Raw genomic sequence first — 16,075 nt, forward strand, 5'->3', positions numbered from 1 at the left:
GCGGTGGACCTTAGGCCGCCGGCGCGCCGCCGGTGTGGATGAGGTTCATGACCACCTTGCCGGCCATGAAAAGGTAATAGAAGAGCAGCAGGGCGCCGCAGATCCAGGTGATGATCCGAAGGGCCCGGCGGTTGAAGAGGTTCCGGCTGTAATGGACCCCCATCCCCAGGCAGGAGAACCAGACCAGTTCGCTGACCAGCACCGCCGAGAAGAACGAAGTCGCCGACCCGCCCAGCCTCTCGATATTGTCCACCCCCCCGTATTCGGAGAGCCTTAAGGTCCCCACCATCCCCACCCAATAGATGAGGGTGAAGGGATTGGAGGCCGCCAAAAGGAACCCCATCGCGAAGGAATGCTCCATCCATTGGGTCTGCTTGGCCAGCCTGGGGTTCCCCATGGCCTCCGGATTGTCCCGGATCTCGCTGACCGCCGAATAGGCCAGGTAGAGCAGGAAGACCGCGCTGAGGCCCCAAACGACGAATTTCAGGGCCCCCACCACTCCATTGGTCGAAATACCCACAAAAACCATATAAGCAAAGGCCGCGTCCACCAGGGCCGCCCCGGCGCCCACCTTGAAGGTCTCCTGGAAGCCGCCCATGATCCCCCGGCGCACCGCCAGGAAGTTGATGGGGCCGATCAGGGCCGCGGTGCAGAAACCGATGATGAGGCCTTGGGTGATGGCCGCATAGAAAAGCTGGAAGGTTTCGTGGGGCATGGGGCCATTCTACCAGGAAGGCCGGGACGGCCCATCAATTTTGTGGTTTCGCTCCGGGACCGCTTCAATTTATTTTCAAATTTGCTATTCTTTCCGCACTCAAGACGCCCAAAACCGCGAAGGAGACCTCCATGGCGCAATTGGTGAACATCCTGATGGGAAGCAAGTCCGACTGGGACGTGATGAAGAACGCCTCCGATACCCTCAAGCAATTCGGGGTGGAGCACGAATGCCGCGTCCTTTCCGCCCACCGCACTCCCAAGGAGACCTCCGAATACATCTCCGGGGCCGAGGGCCGGGGCGTGCAGGTCGTCATCGCGGCCGCCGGCGGCGCCGCCCACCTGGCGGGCGTCTGCGCGGCCCACACCGTCCTTCCCGTGCTCGGGGTCCCCATGGAAAGCAAGCTTTTGGGGCTCGATTCGCTCCTTTCCACCGCCCAGATGCCGGGCGGCATCCCGGTGGGCACGCTGGCGGTGGGAAAGGCCGGCGCCGTCAATGCCGCCTTGCTGGCCATCGCCATCCTGGGCCTCAAGGATCCCGCCCTGAACAAGAAGCTCAAGGATTTCCGCGCCGAACAGGCCGCCAAGATCCTGCAGGAAAAATTGTCGTAAGAACCGGCCACGGAGGCATGAAGGTCCGGGCGGGCAGGTCCCGCCCTTTTACCTTTGTCCCGTCGCTCAAAGGACTTTAGGTAACTTCCATGTTCCGAGAAGACAACAACCCGACGGATGGGCAGGTCAACGACCCCTATTCCCTGCCGACCTTGGTCAACGACCTGGCCAGCACCCTGGGCCGCGTCATTTCCTACCAGGAAGGCCCCGAAGCCCTCGAGTTGGTCGAGAAGGTCCGCCAGCTGGCCAAGAACTTCCGCGTCACCTCCGACGAAAAGGTGGCGGAGGAACTGGCCGGGATCATCGCCAAGCTGCCCGTGGACGATCTCACCCTTCTCATCAAGGCCTTCACCCATTTCTTCGGGCTCATCAACCTGGCCGAGAAGATCGACCTGATCCATTCGCTCCAAGAGCCCCTTCCACCGGGCTCCCACCGGCCCGGGTCCATTCCCGACGCCGTGGCGGCCCTGAGGGAGCAGGGCGTGACGCCCCGCAAGATCCAGGCCCTTTTGGACCAGGCCCGCATCCACATGGTCTTCACCGCCCATCCCACCGAGTCCAAACGCCGCACCACCCTCACCAAACTGCGCCGCATCTATGCCCGGGCCTTGCGCCTGGCCATGGCCCGCCTCACTGAGGACGAGAAGGACGACCTGCACAAGGGAATCCTGGAGGAGATCGTGGCCATTTGGCAGTCCGACGAGGTCCGTCAGGTCAAGTTGACGGTGTTGGACGAGGTGAAGAGCTACCTTTATTACTTCGAGCAGAACCTCTGGCAGGCCATCCCCTCCCTCTACCGGGACCTGGAATTGTCCTTGAAGAGGGAATTCCCCAAGACCCCCTGGACGGTGCCGCCGATCCTTCGCTTCGGGTCCTGGGTGGGCGGGGACCGGGACGGCAACCCCTTCGTGACGCCCCAGATCACCCTCGAGGCCGTGCGGTTGCTCCGCATCACCGCCCTCAAGGCCCATATCCGCGCCGTGGAGGAATTGAGCTCGCGGCTGAGCACCTCGGACAAACAGACGCCGATCAGCAACGACCTGGCCGCCTCCATCGCCAAGGACGAGGCCCTTTTCCCCGAGTTGGCCGAACAACTCTCCCTTCACATCCCGCACGAACGCTACCGGCAGAAATGCAATTACATCCACCAGAAGCTGATCGCCTCCCTCGCCCGGGCCGAAGCCTTCCCCAATGAGGCCGCCCAGGCCGAACCGGTGGCGCCGGGGAGCTGGTACGAAAGCGCCGACCAGTTCCTGGCCGACCTGGCCGTCATGGACGCCTCCCTAAGGGCCCACAAGGGCGCCATCCTGGCCGACGGTTTCCTGGCCAAAGTGCGCCAGAACGTCCAGGTCTTCGGGTTCCGCCTGGCGACGCTCGATATCCGCCAGCATTCCAGCCGGCACACCCAGGCCCTGAACGAGATCCTGAAGGGCGTCGGTGTGACCCCCGATTACGAGACCCTGCCCGAAGAGAGGCGCTTGGCCATCCTGGAGGCCCTCTTGCACGACGAACGCCCCCTCGTCCCCCACAAACCCGAATACGGTCCCGAGACCACCGAGACCCTGGAGACCTTCCAGGCCATGGCCACCATCCAGGAACGCCTCAACCCCCGGGCCATCAACACCTACGTCATCTCCATGACCCACGGCGTCTCGGACGTCCTGGCCGTCCTCCTTTTCCTGCGGGAGGCGGGCCTTTATCGCAAGGACCACTACAGCCACATCAACATCGTGCCTCTTTTCGAGACCGGGGACGACCTGCGCCGGTCGGCGGACATGTTCGAACGCCTCCTCAAGAACGATTCCTACCGGGCCCACCTGAAGCTGCGCGGGGATTTGCAGGAGATCATGCTGGGCTATAGTGATTCGAACAAGGAAAGCGGCTATCTCTCCGCCAATTGGGCGCTCTACAAGGCCCAGGTGGACCTGGCCCGCATGGCCGATAGCAACGGCATCGCCCTTCGCCTCTTCCACGGCCGGGGCGGCAGTATCGGCCGCGGCGGCGGACCCGCCAGCCAGGCCATCCTGGCCCAGCCCCCGGGCACCGTGAAGGGCCGCATCAAGATCACCGAACAAGGCGAGGTCATCAGCGACCATTACGGCGAGCCCGTCACCGCCCGCCGCCACCTGGAACAGATCACCAACGCCATCCTTCGGGCGTCCTTCCCCACCCGGGAGGTCATCCCCAAGACCGAGTGGAAGCAGATCATGGAGAAGCTCTCCCGCTCCTCCTTCACCGCCTACCATGCCCTGGTCTACGGTGATCCGCGCTTCGTGGAATATTTCCGCTCCGCCACCCCCATTGAGGAGATCAGCCGCCACCGCATCGGCAGCCGCCCCTCCAGCCGCAACCAGGACCGGGGCATCGAGGCCTTGCGGGCCATTCCCTGGGTCTTTTCCTGGATGCAGACGCGCACCACCCTTCCGGGCTGGTATGGGGTGGGCAGCGCCATCGAGGAGTTCCTCAGGACCGACACCGAAAAGGGCTTGGCCACCTTAAGGGAGATGTACGCCCAATGGCCCTTCTTTCAGACCGTGCTGGACAACGCCCAGATGATCCTCTTCAAGGCCGACCTGGACATCGCCCGGCGCTATGCCGCCCTCTGCCCCGACCCGGCCCTGGGGGCCTCGGTCTATGGGAAACTGAAGGCGGAGTACGATCGTTCGGTCGATGCCATCCGGAAGATCGCCCAGGTGAACGAACTGTTGGAGAAGGACCCGACGCTCCTGGAATCCATCAAGCGCCGTAACCCCTATATCGACCCCTTGAGCTTCATCCAGATCGAGCTGATCCGCCGCTTCCGGGCCCAACCCGACGAGGCCCAACGCCGGGAACTGGAAGAGGCCATCCTGATGACCATCAACGGCATCGCCGCGGGCCTCAAGAACACCGGCTGATCCTTTCGAAGTTTCCCGAGGTCCCATGATCGAGATCGAAAAAGCCGCGGAGATCATCCAGGAAGGTGGGTTGGTGGCCTTCCCCACCGAGACCGTCTACGGCTTGGGCGCCGACGCCCTGAACCCCTTGGCGGTGGCCCGGATCTTCGAGGCCAAGAACCGCCCCCAATTCGATCCGCTCATCGTGCACGTGGCCGACCTGCGCCAGGCCGAGATCCTGGTGAAGTCCTTGCCTGCGGCCGCCCTCAAGCTGGCCGGACGCTTCTGGCCGGGTCCCCTGACCTTGGTGCTCCCCAAATCGGACCTGGTGCCCGACCTGGTGACCTCCTCCATGCCCAACGTGGCCATCCGCGTTCCCCGTCATCCGCTGGCCCTTCAATTGATCCGGGAGTCGGGCCGCCCGATCGCCGCGCCCAGCGCCAATCTTTTCGGGCAAGTGAGCCCCACGACCGCCGAACACGTCCGCCGTTCCTTGGGGAACAAGGTGGACCTGGTCCTGGACGGGGGCGCCTGTGAAGTCGGGGTGGAGTCGACCATCATCTCGTTGGCGGGGAATAAAGCGGCGCTCTTACGCCCGGGCGGTGTGCCTTTGGAGGAGATCGAGGCCCTCATAGGTCCTTTGACGGTCCAGACCCAGGCGGGCGAGAAGCCCTTGGCGCCGGGACAATTGGAGAGCCATTACGCTCCACGGACGTTGCTCGTCCTGGGGCCCCAGACCCGCCTCACCGGCGGCAAGGCCGGATACCTGGGGCTGAAGGAACCGGGGAACCCCGGGGCCTACCAGGCCGTCGAGGTCCTCTCGGCCAAAGGAGACCTTCGGGAAGCCGCCGCCGGCCTCTTCGCCGCCTTGCGCCGCCTGGACGACCGGAGCCTGGACCGCATCGAGGCTTTCCCGGTGCCGGACGAGGGCCTGGGCCGGGCGATCAATGACCGCCTCCAACGGGCCGCCCACAAACCTCCGGTCGCCTAGCTCGGGCCAGAAGACCGGCCCCATCAGGAAGCCGCCCCGCCCCGGGAGGTCTCTTCCAGGGGCAATCCCAGGATGCGGCGAACCGCCGCCTTCAGGTCGGAAAGCCCCAGGGGTTTGTGCAGGAACAGGTCCACGTTGAACCCCTTCTGGTGGAATTCCTCCAATAGGTTCACGTAGTAACCCGAGACCACGATGATCGGCATGTTGGAATTTCGTTGGCGGATGTGGGGGAGGACCTCCAAAGCGCTCATCCCGTCCAATTTGAGGTCGGTGATGAGCAGGTCGAACCGCTGTTCGTCCAATTCGGCCATCATCTCGCTGCCCGAAGCGACCAGGACCACCTCGTAGCCTTCCTGGCGGAAGGTCTTCTCATAAAGTTTTCGGGCCCCCGGGTCGTCTTCGGCGATCAGGATCTTGAAATCGTTGCGTTGCATTTGATTCTCCTTAGGAGTGATGTCCACCCCAACCTTTCAGGCAACGCACGTGCCAGGGGAGAACCCGGAAAATCAGGCTATTTTTGCCGTGAACATCGGCGAAAATGGGTAAAGAAGACCCACCGTTCCCACCCTTTCCCAAACCCATACCGGTCCGCTTCACATCGGGTCGCTTCGCAAGGCACTCGGAACACAAAAAAGGCCTTTCCTTTCGTTTTGTCCCGGCTTTTTCTGGGTGGACCTGGTGGCCCCAGAGGAGCTTATGGTTAAAATCTTACCGGCTTGAACTTTGAAAATTCACGAATAGGGGACCGAATGAAATACAGGAAATTGGGCCGCTCCGGCCTGGAAGTCTCCGAGATCAGCCTGGGCTGTTGGACCCTGGGCGGGCTCAATTGGGTGGATGGGGTCCAGAACGGCTGGGCCAACGTGGATGAGGCCGAGGTCAAAAGGGCCATCGACCACGCCCTGGACCAAGGGGTCAATCATTTCGACAACGCCGACGTCTACGGCAACGGCCGGGCCGAACGGATGCTTTCCCGCATCCTAGGCGACCGTTCGAAGAAGGTCTCCATCGCCACCAAGGTCGGCTGGTTCCCCGGCACCGCCGAGCACGCCTACGAGCCGGCCCACATCCGCCACCAATGCGAGCAATCCCTTCTCAACCTGAAACGGGACGTGATCGACCTTTACTATTTCCATCACGGGGACTTCGGGAAGGACGATCGGTACCTGGACGAGGCCGTGGCGGTCATGCGCAAGCTCAAGACCGAGGGCAAGATCCGCCTCATCGGCCAGTCCGCCTATTCCAGCGCCGATTTCACGCGCCTGGTCCCGAAGGTCCAACCCGATGTGCTCCAGAGCTGGGCCCACATCATGGACGACCAGTTCATCCAAGAGGGGGGCCCGGTGCGGCGGCTGATGGACGAAAAAGGAATGAGCTTCGTGGCCTTCTCGCCCCTGAACCAGGGCATCCTCCTGGGCAAGTTCGACCCCAAGGCTCCGCCCAAGTTCGAGGCGGGCGACCACCGGCTGGGCGACAAGCGTTTCACCACCGAGGAGCTCTTGAAAGTGGGCCCCAAGATCGAGCGATTGAAGGAAAGGTTCGGCGGTGACGTGAAGTCCCTGGCCCGGGTGGCCTTGCAGTACCTGCTCGCCAACCCCGTGGTGGCTTGCGTCATCCCGGGTTTCCGGAACCTGGGGCAGGTCCAGGTGAACCTCGCCGGTTGGGACCAACCCTTGGCCCCCGGGGACCTGGATTTCATCCGGGAAACATTCTCGAAATAGTCGCAGAGGTTATAATCCCATCATCAAATAGGAAAGGATGAATATGAAGACCAAGGTTCCGCTCCATGCACTGCTAGTCCTGCTATCCTTCACGACAGTCGGCTTTTGCCAATCGGACGCCCCCTCTCCTTCCAACCATTCGAAATGGTACCTGAGCGAAGGATGGGGCATCACCTGTCCCGTCCAGGATTGGGCCCTCGATTATCCGCTTGGCGGCCAAGCCCTCCTGGCGGGCGGCTGCCAATTGGACAATAGCTTCTCCCTCCAGTTGAGCTTGAACCCGGCCCTGTTCACCGGGGGCGGTTCCGCCACCGTGGATACGCGGCTCTCCCTGGAGCTTCGCTGGCGCAACAGCGCCGAAGGCGTCCATCCCTACATCCTGGCCGGTCCCGGCTATGACGTCCAGGTCCAGAGTCCGTCGGGTTACAGCACCTCCTCCCCGGCCGCGGTCTTCGGGGTGGGCTTCGAGTTCGACCTTCATCCGGGGGAACATCTTTTCCTGGAATCCCGTTATGACCTCCTTTTCTATAAGAACCTGACCCAACAGGATGTTCCCCTGACCTTGGGTTTGAGCGAAGACCTTTAAGACCTTTTTCCGGGAGCCGCCATGGACGCATCGAAAGCTTATGAACAACTGCTGGACCGCATGAAGGAGATCGCCCTCTTGGGCAACACCGCCGGGGTCCTGGGATGGGACCAGGAGGTCTATATGCCCGGGGCCAACGCCCCCTACCGGGCGGAACAACTTTCCCTTCTGGCGGGCATGATCCACGCCAAATTCACCGATCCGAAGGTCGGGGAATGGATCGCCCAGGCTTCCTCCTCCAAAGAAATGACCGGGAACCCGGAAAGCAACAGCGCGGTGAACTTAAGGGAATGGAAGAAGTCCTATGAACGGTCCACCAAGCTCCCCCAACGGCTGGTGGAGGAGATGACCCGGGTCACCTCCCAGGCCCAGGTGGAATGGGTCGAGGCCCGCAAGAAGAACGAATTCAAGCGCTTCCAGCCCTGGCTCGACAAGATCATTCCCCTCTGCCAGGAACAGGCCAAGTGCTACGGCTATGAAAAGCACCCCTACGATGCCCTCTTGGAGGATTACGAACCCGGCCTGACCACGGAGGAACTGGACAGGCTCTTCCCGCCCTTGAAGAAGAAGCTCTCCGACCTGGTGCAGAAGATCGGGAATTCCAAGAAAAAACCCGACCTTTCCATCCTCAAGCGTCCCTGCCCCATCCCCGCCCAGCAGGCCTTCTGTCGGGAACTTTCCGAGGGGATCGGGTTCGACTTCGAAAGGGGCCGCATCGACGTGTCCGCCCATCCTTTCACCACCGGCCTGGGGCCCGGGGATACCCGGATCACCACCCGATTCGAGGAGACCAACTTCGAGAACGCCTTCTTCAGCACCCTGCACGAGGGCGGCCATGGCATCTATGACCAGAACCTGCCTTCCTCGATGGAACTCTACGGGACCCCCCGCGCCTCGGCCGTCTCCCTGGGGATCCATGAGTCCCAATCGCGCCTCTGGGAGAACCTGGTGGGCCGCAGCCTGCCTTTCTGGAAACATTTCTTCCCCCGGTTGAAGAAGGCTTTCCCGGGCACCTTCGACGACCTGACCGTGGAAGCCTTCCACTTCGCCATCAACCACTCGGCGCCTTCCTTCATCCGCACCGAATCCGACGAGGTGACCTACAACCTGCACATCTGCCTTCGCTATGACATCGAGGTGGGGCTCATCGGGGGAAAGCTCAAGACCGCGGACATCCCCGCCGCCTGGAACGAGGCCATGAGGAACTACCTGGGAGTGACGCCGCCGACGGACGCCTTGGGATGCCTGCAGGATGTGCATTGGAGCCACGGGAGCTTCGGGTACTTCCCCACCTACACCCTCGGGAACCTCTACTCGGCCCAATTCTTCGCGGCCGCCGACAAGGAACTGGGCGGTTTGGACGCCAAGTTCGAAAAAGGCGACTTCGCCCCCTTGAAGGGCTGGTTGAACAAGAAGATCCACGCCCTGGGACAGACCTATCGGGCGGGGGACCTTTGCAAGAAGGTCACCGGCCAGGACCTGACCAGCGACTTCTTTTTGGATCATCTCGGGAAAAAGTTCGGCGGTTTATACGGGTTTTGATCCCGACGCCTTGGCCCTCAGCCCCACCATCGTCACCAGGACGATCTCGACCACCACGAAGGTGATGACATAGGGCAGGCCGCCCTTGGAGAAGCCGTAGCTGTGAAGGCCGACCCCCAGCACGAAATTCACCCCGTACCAGGCCATGAGCACCCCGAGGAAGGCCGACACCACGCCGATGGTGAACCCCACCTCTTTCAGCCAGCCCGCCAGGCGTCCGTGCAGGATGGCCACATAGCCCAAAAGGGCGATCAGGGCCCAGGTCTCCTTCGGGTCCCAGCCCCAGAACCGGCCCCAGGAATAATTGGCCCAGACGCCGCCCAGGATGGTCCCGGCGGCGAGCAATACCACCCCGACCTGCACGACCCGGTAAAGAAGCCGGGTCTGTCCTTTGAGCTTTTCCCCGGTCCCTTCCTTCCAGATGGTCCAAAGACAGGCGTGCCCGATGCCCAGCGACAGGAAGAAGGCCGCGTAGCTCAAGGTGATGGTCAGCACATGGATGGTCAGCCAAAAGTTGCTTCGTAGCACCGGTTCGATGGGCCCGATGGAAGGGTCCAGGACGGTCGGGACATTGTCCGCCAGGACGAAACCCACCACCGCCAGGATGGAGCCCGCCAGGGAGAAGTACCGCGATCTGAAGACCAGCTCGAAGATGAGCGCGAAGATCGTCATGCCGAAGGTCACCCAGATGAGCGATTCGTACATGTTGGAGACCGGGGGCCGGCCCGCGATCAGGCAGCGCAGGACAAAGCCGTAGCCGCTCATGCCGATGCCCCCCAGGAAGGCCAGGAAACCGGCCCGGAAAAGGACCGGCATGCCCAGCAGGAAGGAGGCCCCGATCAAGAGGGCGGCCGCCAAATGGATGATCCAGGCCCATTGGAATGGCTTCAAGGCATTGAAATGGACTTCCCGGGCCAGTTCCCCCCGGGTCGGATAGTCCGCACCACCCAACTGGGCCAGGACCCCCGCGAGATTCCTGCTGTCGGCGGCAAAGCGCGCCGCGTCCTTGTCGCTCAGGTCGGAAAGAACGTCCGCGAAGGTGCCGGCGATGGTCATGGCCCCCGCCGGGACATGCCTGGGATCCTGGTGAAAGGCGCGGTTCAGGTCGCCCAAGGTCCCCCACTTCTGGGTCTTGGGATCGGGGACGGGAATGACGGCCAATGCCTCCCCCGATTTGATGTCCTCGTAGCGCTGGAGCCTTCCGAAGACGGTGAGGGACTCTTTTTCCTTGGGGTCCAGGGTCATCTTCCGCTGTTGCTTGAGGAAATTGCTCTTGGCATAGGCGATAAACCCCTCATGGTTCACCAGGAACTTGGGACTTACCCGGCGCTGCTCCTTGGGGACGCCGATGAGGTCCTTCAGTTCCAGGTTGTCGATGAGGATGAAGGGCTTCTCCTCCCAGTCCTTGGGATGGGCGACCCAATCCAGCATCACCGCCATGGAACTTTGGCCCTCGAAGGTCTCGTGGCCCGTGACCAGCCGCACGCTTTCCCGGGCGAAGGTATCCAGCGGCTTCTCGCGGCCTCCGGCCTGGATGGGGATGAGGGAAAGGGTCCGGTAATCCAGGTCCGCCGCCGAAGCCCGACCCAAGAAAAGGAGCGCGAGCACAAATCCGCCACGAAGGAGCGAAGGAACCAAGGATCTCCTTTCGGTCGCCCCAGCCATGGTTCCGTCCATTCTTTCCCGCGCACCTTGATGTCTTCGCGGTGAGATAGCCTTAATTTTGAACATCGTCCGCCTTCTTTCCCCACGCGGGGTTCTTGAACCAGAACATCAGGATGATCCCCAGCACCATCACCAGGGCGCCGCCGTATTTTAGCCAGAGGCCCGGGTCCATCCCCACGGAAAAGACCGAGGTGTACTTGCCGTCGGGGCCCTTCTCATAACTGGCTTGATAGACCGTATAGCCCTGGTAATGCAAGGGATGGTTCATGGAGATGACGTAGGGCGTCTGCACGCCTTGTTCCGGGTCGATGTAATTGATCTCGCTGGTATAGGACGCGGCCTTCTCCGTCCCCGGGTCGAAACCGACCTCGAAATGGGTCAGGTGGATGGCGAACGGAAGGTTCAGCCTTTGGGGTCCATAGGCCATGGAAAAATACCCCTTGTCCGGCAGGAGGAAAGAGACCGGCTGGTCCTGGTAGCCCAGCCAGCCCTGCTCATGTTCGGCCCCCTTCAGGAACTCATAATGAAGGGCGGGCGTCAGGTCCTTCTGGGAATCCAGGGGCAAGGGCAGGAAGGTCGATTCCGGTTGGGCCGACGGAAGGAACTCCCGGACCCGGAACTGCATGTCCATCCATCCGGTGGCATAGGCTTGCCCGGGCTGGACCGTTTGAGGGGCCTGCCACTGGCCGTGGAAACGGGTCTTGAACTTCAATCCGTCCTTGTCCCGGATGACCACCAGGGCATTGGGGGGATAAGGACCAGCCCGGCCTTGGGCGCCCTTTTTTCCGTCACGGCCCTCGAAATAGACCGAGGCGGGCCCCAGGTCGATCCGGCCGTAATCCGGATGGCCCTGGAAGAGCCAGGTGTCCTGGTGAACGAAGGAACTGTCCAATTGGATGTGGACGGCGGGGTATCCCTTTTCGCCGGGCGCGGTAGCACGGCCTTGGGTCGTCCTTTGGGCATTGAGGTAGAACTGGTCGACCATCAGGAGCCCCCCGCCCTCCACCTGCGTGCGGAAGGGGTGGTCCGGATCGGGCACCCGGAAGGGGAAGGCCGCCGGGATCTTCTCGACCGGTCCGTCCCCCGATTGGTAGTAAAGGGTGGGCTTGTCCTGCTGGAAGCTGTGCCCTTCCCCGCCTTCCTGCAGGGCGATCTGGCCGTCCAGCCCCCACTGCTGGGTGGCGAAGGAACCCGCCAGGATGCAGACGATCCCCAAGTGGGTCACCACGAAACCCGTCTGGTATTTTTTCCAGGGGAACCGGGAGAAGGCCGAACAGATGAGATTGATGCCCAAGAGGACCAGGAAACTCCCGAACCACCAGGTACCATAAACGAAGCGCTTGGCCACCGCGGTGGAGAAGCGGGATTCGACGATCGTGCCCGCCGCCAGAAGGACGGCCAGGACCAGGAGCATGGGGAGGGCCAATTGGACGGAGCCGAGGAAGCGCAGGATCCGGTTCTCTTTGAATGGGTTCAAAAGTCTCTCCGTGAGGGCAAAGCCGGTATCTTAGAAGTCCGGCTTTAGGGGGGCAAGGCGTTCGGAACATAAAAAAGTCCCGCGTTTTGGACGCGCGGAGCGGAAGAAAGGCTTACGACAAGGAAGGACTAGAAAAAGCGGACACCAACGGTCAGTTCGGGACCTGAAAGATCCAGGGCCCAATCCCCTCCGGCGGCTTTAGGAATGGTATAGGCGTTCCCTTGGGCTGGCGTAGCGGTGACCGGCGAGATCGAGAGCATTTGATACCCCAGGGAAAGATCCACCGCCCAGCTCTTGCCGGGATCCATCAGGAGTTCCACTCCCGCGGACAAGGAACCGCCCAGACCGGACCCGGACAAACTGTCCGAATTGCTGGTGGCCGTCGAGGTGACGCTGCTCCCGATCAAGGTGTAGAAACCCAACTCCAGGCTTCCGAGGAAATTGATGCCGTTGTCGATGGGGATATCGGCCTCGCCGACCGCGGCCAGTCCCAAAGCGGTTTCATTAAAAGTAATGGTGGTGCCGAGATCGTCGATTTCCTCGGGTTGCTTCATCAAACCGTGGAGCCTTACGCCCACTTGGAAATTCGGCATTACGGCCAGGGAAGCACCCAGGTCCACCTTCAAGCCCGTGGGCGTCCCCCCGCTCCCGCTTCCATAGAGGTCCTGGATATCCTGCCAACTATCCATCCAAACTCCCAAATTTCCTTCGATCACCAATCCTCCCTCCTTAGGCAAGTTGGGATTCCGGCCTACCGCCCCAGGTTGCCCCGCCCTATTCCCGGCTGGGGACGCCGCCAGGTCATTCCCCATCCCGGCCGGTTGGGGCGGGAGTTGGGCCTGGAGGGCTTGGACAAAAGCGGAAAGCTGGGGATTGTTCGGGTTGATCGCCAGGGCCCTTTGATAACTGGCCAAGGCGCCGGCCTTGTCCCCTTTGGCGTAATAACAGTTGCCCATTCCTTGGTCCGCTTCCCATTTGTTGGGGTTCATTTGGAGGGCCGCCTGGTAATAACGGATGGCCAGGTCATAGTTTTTCTGGGTATAGAGGGTGTTCCCGGCCTGGTAATAGGCGTTCGACGGATCCTGGGCGAGGACCGGGACTGCGGACAAGAACATCAAGACCAGGAAACACCATTGGGGAGTTCTCAATGATCCAACCTTTCCATATCGCGGCCGGGCCTTCATGAGGACCAACGCTTACGGCCGCCCATATTCAAAACTTCCATACGCAAAACCCGTCGCCTATTGTGCCCAAGGGATCAAAAAGCACCCAAGGACGGTCCAAGGCTAAAAGATGCGAACTCCCACCGAAAGGCCCGGACCCGAGAAATCCATGCTGGCATCGGACCCGTCGGCATTGGCCAACTTGCCACTGGTACTGCCGACCGTCTCGGTGACCGGGGAAAGGGAAAGGGCTTGATAACAGAGGGCGATGTCCAAGGCCCAGGTCTTGTTGGGATCCATGAGCAGTTCCACTCCCGCGCTGATCTTCCCTCCGGGGCCCGAGGCGGCAAGGTCCCCCGTCTCATTGAACACCCCGGATCCGGCCAGGGTGGACCCGATCAATGTGTAGAACCCGGCTTCCAAGGAGCCGAAGAAATTGATCCCATCGCCGATGGGAAAAACGCCTTCCCCTTCCAATGCCCCTCCCAAAAGGTTCTCATTGAAGGTGTAGGTCTGAACGGTCCCGTAGTTGACCTGTTCGGGCTGTTTGAGCATGAATTGCAGTTGGGCCCCGACCTGAATGTTGGGCGAGAAGACATAGGCCGCACCCAACCCCAAGCCTACCCCAAGGGGGGTCCCTGAAAAAGTGCCTCCCCCTGTTTGTTTCTCGATGTCCGTCCAACTCCCCGCCCAGCTCCACTCGGATGCTTCCAGGACAATATGACCTTCCTTGGGCAGGTTCCGGTCCATGGCCACCGCGGCCGGTTGGGCCGCCGGATTCCCGGCGGGAGCCGCCGCCAGGTCGTTCCCCATCCCGGCGGGTTGGGCCGGCATCTGGGCCTGAAGGGATTGGACGAAAGTGGAAAGCTGGGGATTGTTCGGGTTGATGGCCAAGGCCCTTTGATAGCTCGCCAGGGCGTTGGCTTTGTCCCCCTTGGCGTAATAGCAGTTCCCCATTCCCTGGTCGGCCTGCCAAAAGTTGGGGTTCACTTGGACCGCCGCCTGGTAATAGCGGATGGCTTGGTCATAGCTCTTCTGGCCGTAGAGAGTGTTCCCGGCTTGGTAATAGGCGTTCGACTGGTCTTGGGCACTGGCCCGAACCGCGACTAAAAACAATAGGGAGGCGAAAAATACCCGAAATAGCTTCATGACTGAACCTCGGACCGGATGATATGGAACCTTGACCAAAAAATTTACGGCAAAATCTGTCCGGGTCCAGGAAAAGATCGCGGACCCGGACCTGTCCTACATATCGAAGCTGACGCCAAACTCGAGGGGGATGAAGGAATAGGTCAGGCCGGGGCCGCCATTCTTCCCGCCGACCATGACCATCTCATATTTGACCTCGGCAAAAAAAGCCATGTCAGGACCGCCGGGTATCATGGCTCCACCGCCAAATTGAATGACCGGATCGCTCTCGGATTGGGAATTCGACCCACCTCCAGCGGAAAGGAAGGACATCCCGACACCACCTGTCACATAGGGCTTGAACCCTCCCGCATCGAATTTGTATTTCACTGCGGCCGTCAGGTCCAAGAAATTGTAGGAGAACGATGTGGTAGAGCCCTGAGGGGTCTTGCTAAAGGTGTAATAATCGGCCGAAAGACCCAATCCCAACCCACCGGGCAGAAGATAAAGTCCCCGGGCCTTGCCGCCGAACCCAAATCCAAAATCAGCACTTGCTCCGCCTGCCGAAGCGCTGGAGGCCAACCCTGCACCTGCTCCGAAATCCAATTCCAGGTTCTTCGCGGACGAGGAGGCGGCAGGACCGCCCGCCCCCATCGCAGGCGAAGTACCGTCCATCGGTGAAACCGGGGCAGCCCCGACCTCGGCCTGGAGGGATTGGACGAAGGTGGAGAGTTGGGGATTGTTCGGGTTGATCGCCAGGGCCTTTTGATAGCTGGCCAGGGCATTGGCCTTGTCCCCCTTGGCGTAATAGCAATTCCCCATTCCCTGGTCGGCCTGCCAAAAGTTGGGGTTCACCTGGACCGCCGCCTGGTAATAACGGATGGCTTGGTCGTAGTTCTTCTGGGCATAAAGGCCGTTGCCCGCTTGGTAATAGGCGTTGGATTGGTCCTGGGCCCGCACCAGCACCGGCAAAGCCAGTAGGACTAAAAAAAACGAAAATGGGCGGAAGAATTTCATGGTCTGATCCTTGGTTCAAAAGTGGATGGCCTGGGTGGCCGAGGACGGTCGGCTCCCAAGGGAAGTTCAAGACCGGGTTGGACCTTGTGGTCAGACAAGGGTCAGGAAGAAGCCCGACAATTATAATGGCACGACCGTCATCTAAGAACCGCCAAGTCTAGGGTGGCGGCAGGGGCGGCAGGCCCGGCAAAGGTGCGTTCAAGGGCCAGGGTGTCGGGGTCGGGACCGGGGTGGGGGTGGGGAAGATCCCCAGCTTGATCCGCAAATTCTGGACGAATCGGGCCAGTTCGGGATTGTCCGGGTGGTACTTCAGGGCTCTTTCATAGCTCTTGAGGGCTTCTTTGTATTTCTTTTGGTAGTAATAACAGTTCCCCAGTCCCACGTAAGCCTGCCAACAATCCTCTTTATCGTCGATGGCGGAACTGAAGTAATCCACGGCTAGGTCGTATTTCTCGGTGGCCAGGGCCTTGTTCCCCATCTCCATGTATTCGGGGTAATGGTCGTTCTGGGCGCACAGGCGTCCCGGCAGGAACGAAAGGACGGCCAGCAGGAAAAGGGAAAGGCTGATCGTTCGGATGGTCAT

14 protein-coding genes are annotated in these 16,075 nt (G+C 61.2%); 6 read left to right on the forward strand and 8 right to left on the reverse strand.

Annotated elements, in window-relative coordinates:
* Positions 1–10: 10 nt before the first annotated feature.
* On the reverse strand, positions 11–715 hold the full coding sequence (locus tag VHE12_01160) for a LysE family transporter (GenBank protein HVZ79389.1): 705 nt from the start codon (positions 713–715) through the stop codon (positions 11–13).
* 131 nt (positions 716–846) lie between these two features.
* Between VHE12_01160 and purE the strand changes: the two genes are divergently transcribed.
* The 3 genes from purE (at position 847) to VHE12_01175 (ending at position 5,193) form a co-directional block, all read left to right on the forward strand.
* Positions 847–1,326, forward strand: coding sequence for a 5-(carboxyamino)imidazole ribonucleotide mutase (purE, locus tag VHE12_01165; GenBank protein ID HVZ79390.1), 480 nt, complete (start codon positions 847–849; stop codon positions 1,324–1,326).
* 89 nt (positions 1,327–1,415) lie between these two features.
* On the forward strand, positions 1,416–4,223 hold the full coding sequence (ppc, locus tag VHE12_01170; protein ID HVZ79391.1) for a phosphoenolpyruvate carboxylase: 2,808 nt from the start codon (positions 1,416–1,418) through the stop codon (positions 4,221–4,223).
* 25 nt (positions 4,224–4,248) lie between these two features.
* Entirely contained in the window at positions 4,249–5,193 is a 945-nt protein-coding gene (locus VHE12_01175) for an L-threonylcarbamoyladenylate synthase (protein HVZ79392.1), read from the forward strand.
* Positions 5,194–5,216: 23 nt separating this feature from the next.
* Here VHE12_01175 and VHE12_01180 read toward each other — a convergent pair whose 3' ends face one another.
* Positions 5,217–5,627, reverse strand: a complete 411-nt coding sequence (locus VHE12_01180; protein ID HVZ79393.1) for a response regulator — start codon at positions 5,625–5,627, stop codon at positions 5,217–5,219.
* Positions 5,628–5,942: 315 nt separating this feature from the next.
* Here VHE12_01180 and VHE12_01185 point away from each other — a divergent pair, with 315 nt between their 5' ends.
* From VHE12_01185 to VHE12_01195, 3 genes are read left to right on the forward strand one after another with little or no spacing between them, the layout of a single operon-like run.
* Entirely contained in the window at positions 5,943–6,914 is a 972-nt protein-coding gene (locus VHE12_01185) for an aldo/keto reductase (GenBank protein ID HVZ79394.1), read from the forward strand.
* Positions 6,915–6,957: 43 nt separating this feature from the next.
* The gene (locus tag VHE12_01190) at positions 6,958–7,500 is read left to right on the forward strand and encodes a hypothetical protein (protein HVZ79395.1); all 543 of its coding nucleotides are present in this window, start codon (positions 6,958–6,960) and stop codon (positions 7,498–7,500) included.
* Between the two features lie 21 nt (positions 7,501–7,521).
* A complete protein-coding gene (locus VHE12_01195; protein HVZ79396.1) occupies positions 7,522–9,042 on the forward strand; it encodes a carboxypeptidase M32 in 1,521 nt (506 codons plus the stop codon).
* Here VHE12_01195 and ccsA read toward each other — a convergent pair.
* From ccsA to VHE12_01225, 6 genes are all read right to left on the reverse strand, one after another.
* Positions 9,028–10,650: a cytochrome c biogenesis protein CcsA gene (gene ccsA, locus VHE12_01200; protein HVZ79397.1), complete on the reverse strand. Its 1,623-nt coding sequence runs from the start codon at positions 10,648–10,650 to the stop codon at positions 9,028–9,030. The genes VHE12_01195 and ccsA overlap by 15 nt on opposite strands.
* A 109-nt stretch (positions 10,651–10,759) precedes the next feature.
* Positions 10,760–12,184 carry a cytochrome c biogenesis protein ResB gene (locus VHE12_01205; protein HVZ79398.1) on the reverse strand — a complete coding sequence of 475 codons (1,425 nt, stop codon included), beginning with the start codon at positions 12,182–12,184 and terminating at the stop codon, positions 10,760–10,762.
* Positions 12,185–12,312: 128 nt separating this feature from the next.
* Positions 12,313–13,332, reverse strand: coding sequence for a tetratricopeptide repeat protein (locus tag VHE12_01210; GenBank protein HVZ79399.1), 1,020 nt, complete (start codon positions 13,330–13,332; stop codon positions 12,313–12,315).
* 138 nt (positions 13,333–13,470) lie between these two features.
* Complete coding sequence (locus VHE12_01215; GenBank protein HVZ79400.1) at positions 13,471–14,496, reverse strand: tetratricopeptide repeat protein; 1,026 nt, start codon at positions 14,494–14,496, stop codon at positions 13,471–13,473.
* Between the two features lie 96 nt (positions 14,497–14,592).
* The gene (locus VHE12_01220; protein HVZ79401.1) at positions 14,593–15,492 is read right to left on the reverse strand and encodes a tetratricopeptide repeat protein; all 900 of its coding nucleotides are present in this window, start codon (positions 15,490–15,492) and stop codon (positions 14,593–14,595) included.
* 157 nt (positions 15,493–15,649) lie between these two features.
* Positions 15,650–16,075 carry a tetratricopeptide repeat protein gene (locus VHE12_01225; protein ID HVZ79402.1) on the reverse strand — a complete coding sequence of 142 codons (426 nt, stop codon included), beginning with the start codon at positions 16,073–16,075 and terminating at the stop codon, positions 15,650–15,652.

The organism is bacterium, assembly GCA_035549195.1.
Lineage (GTDB): Bacteria > Oederibacteriota > Muellerivitia > Muellerivitales > Muellerivitaceae > DASZRK01.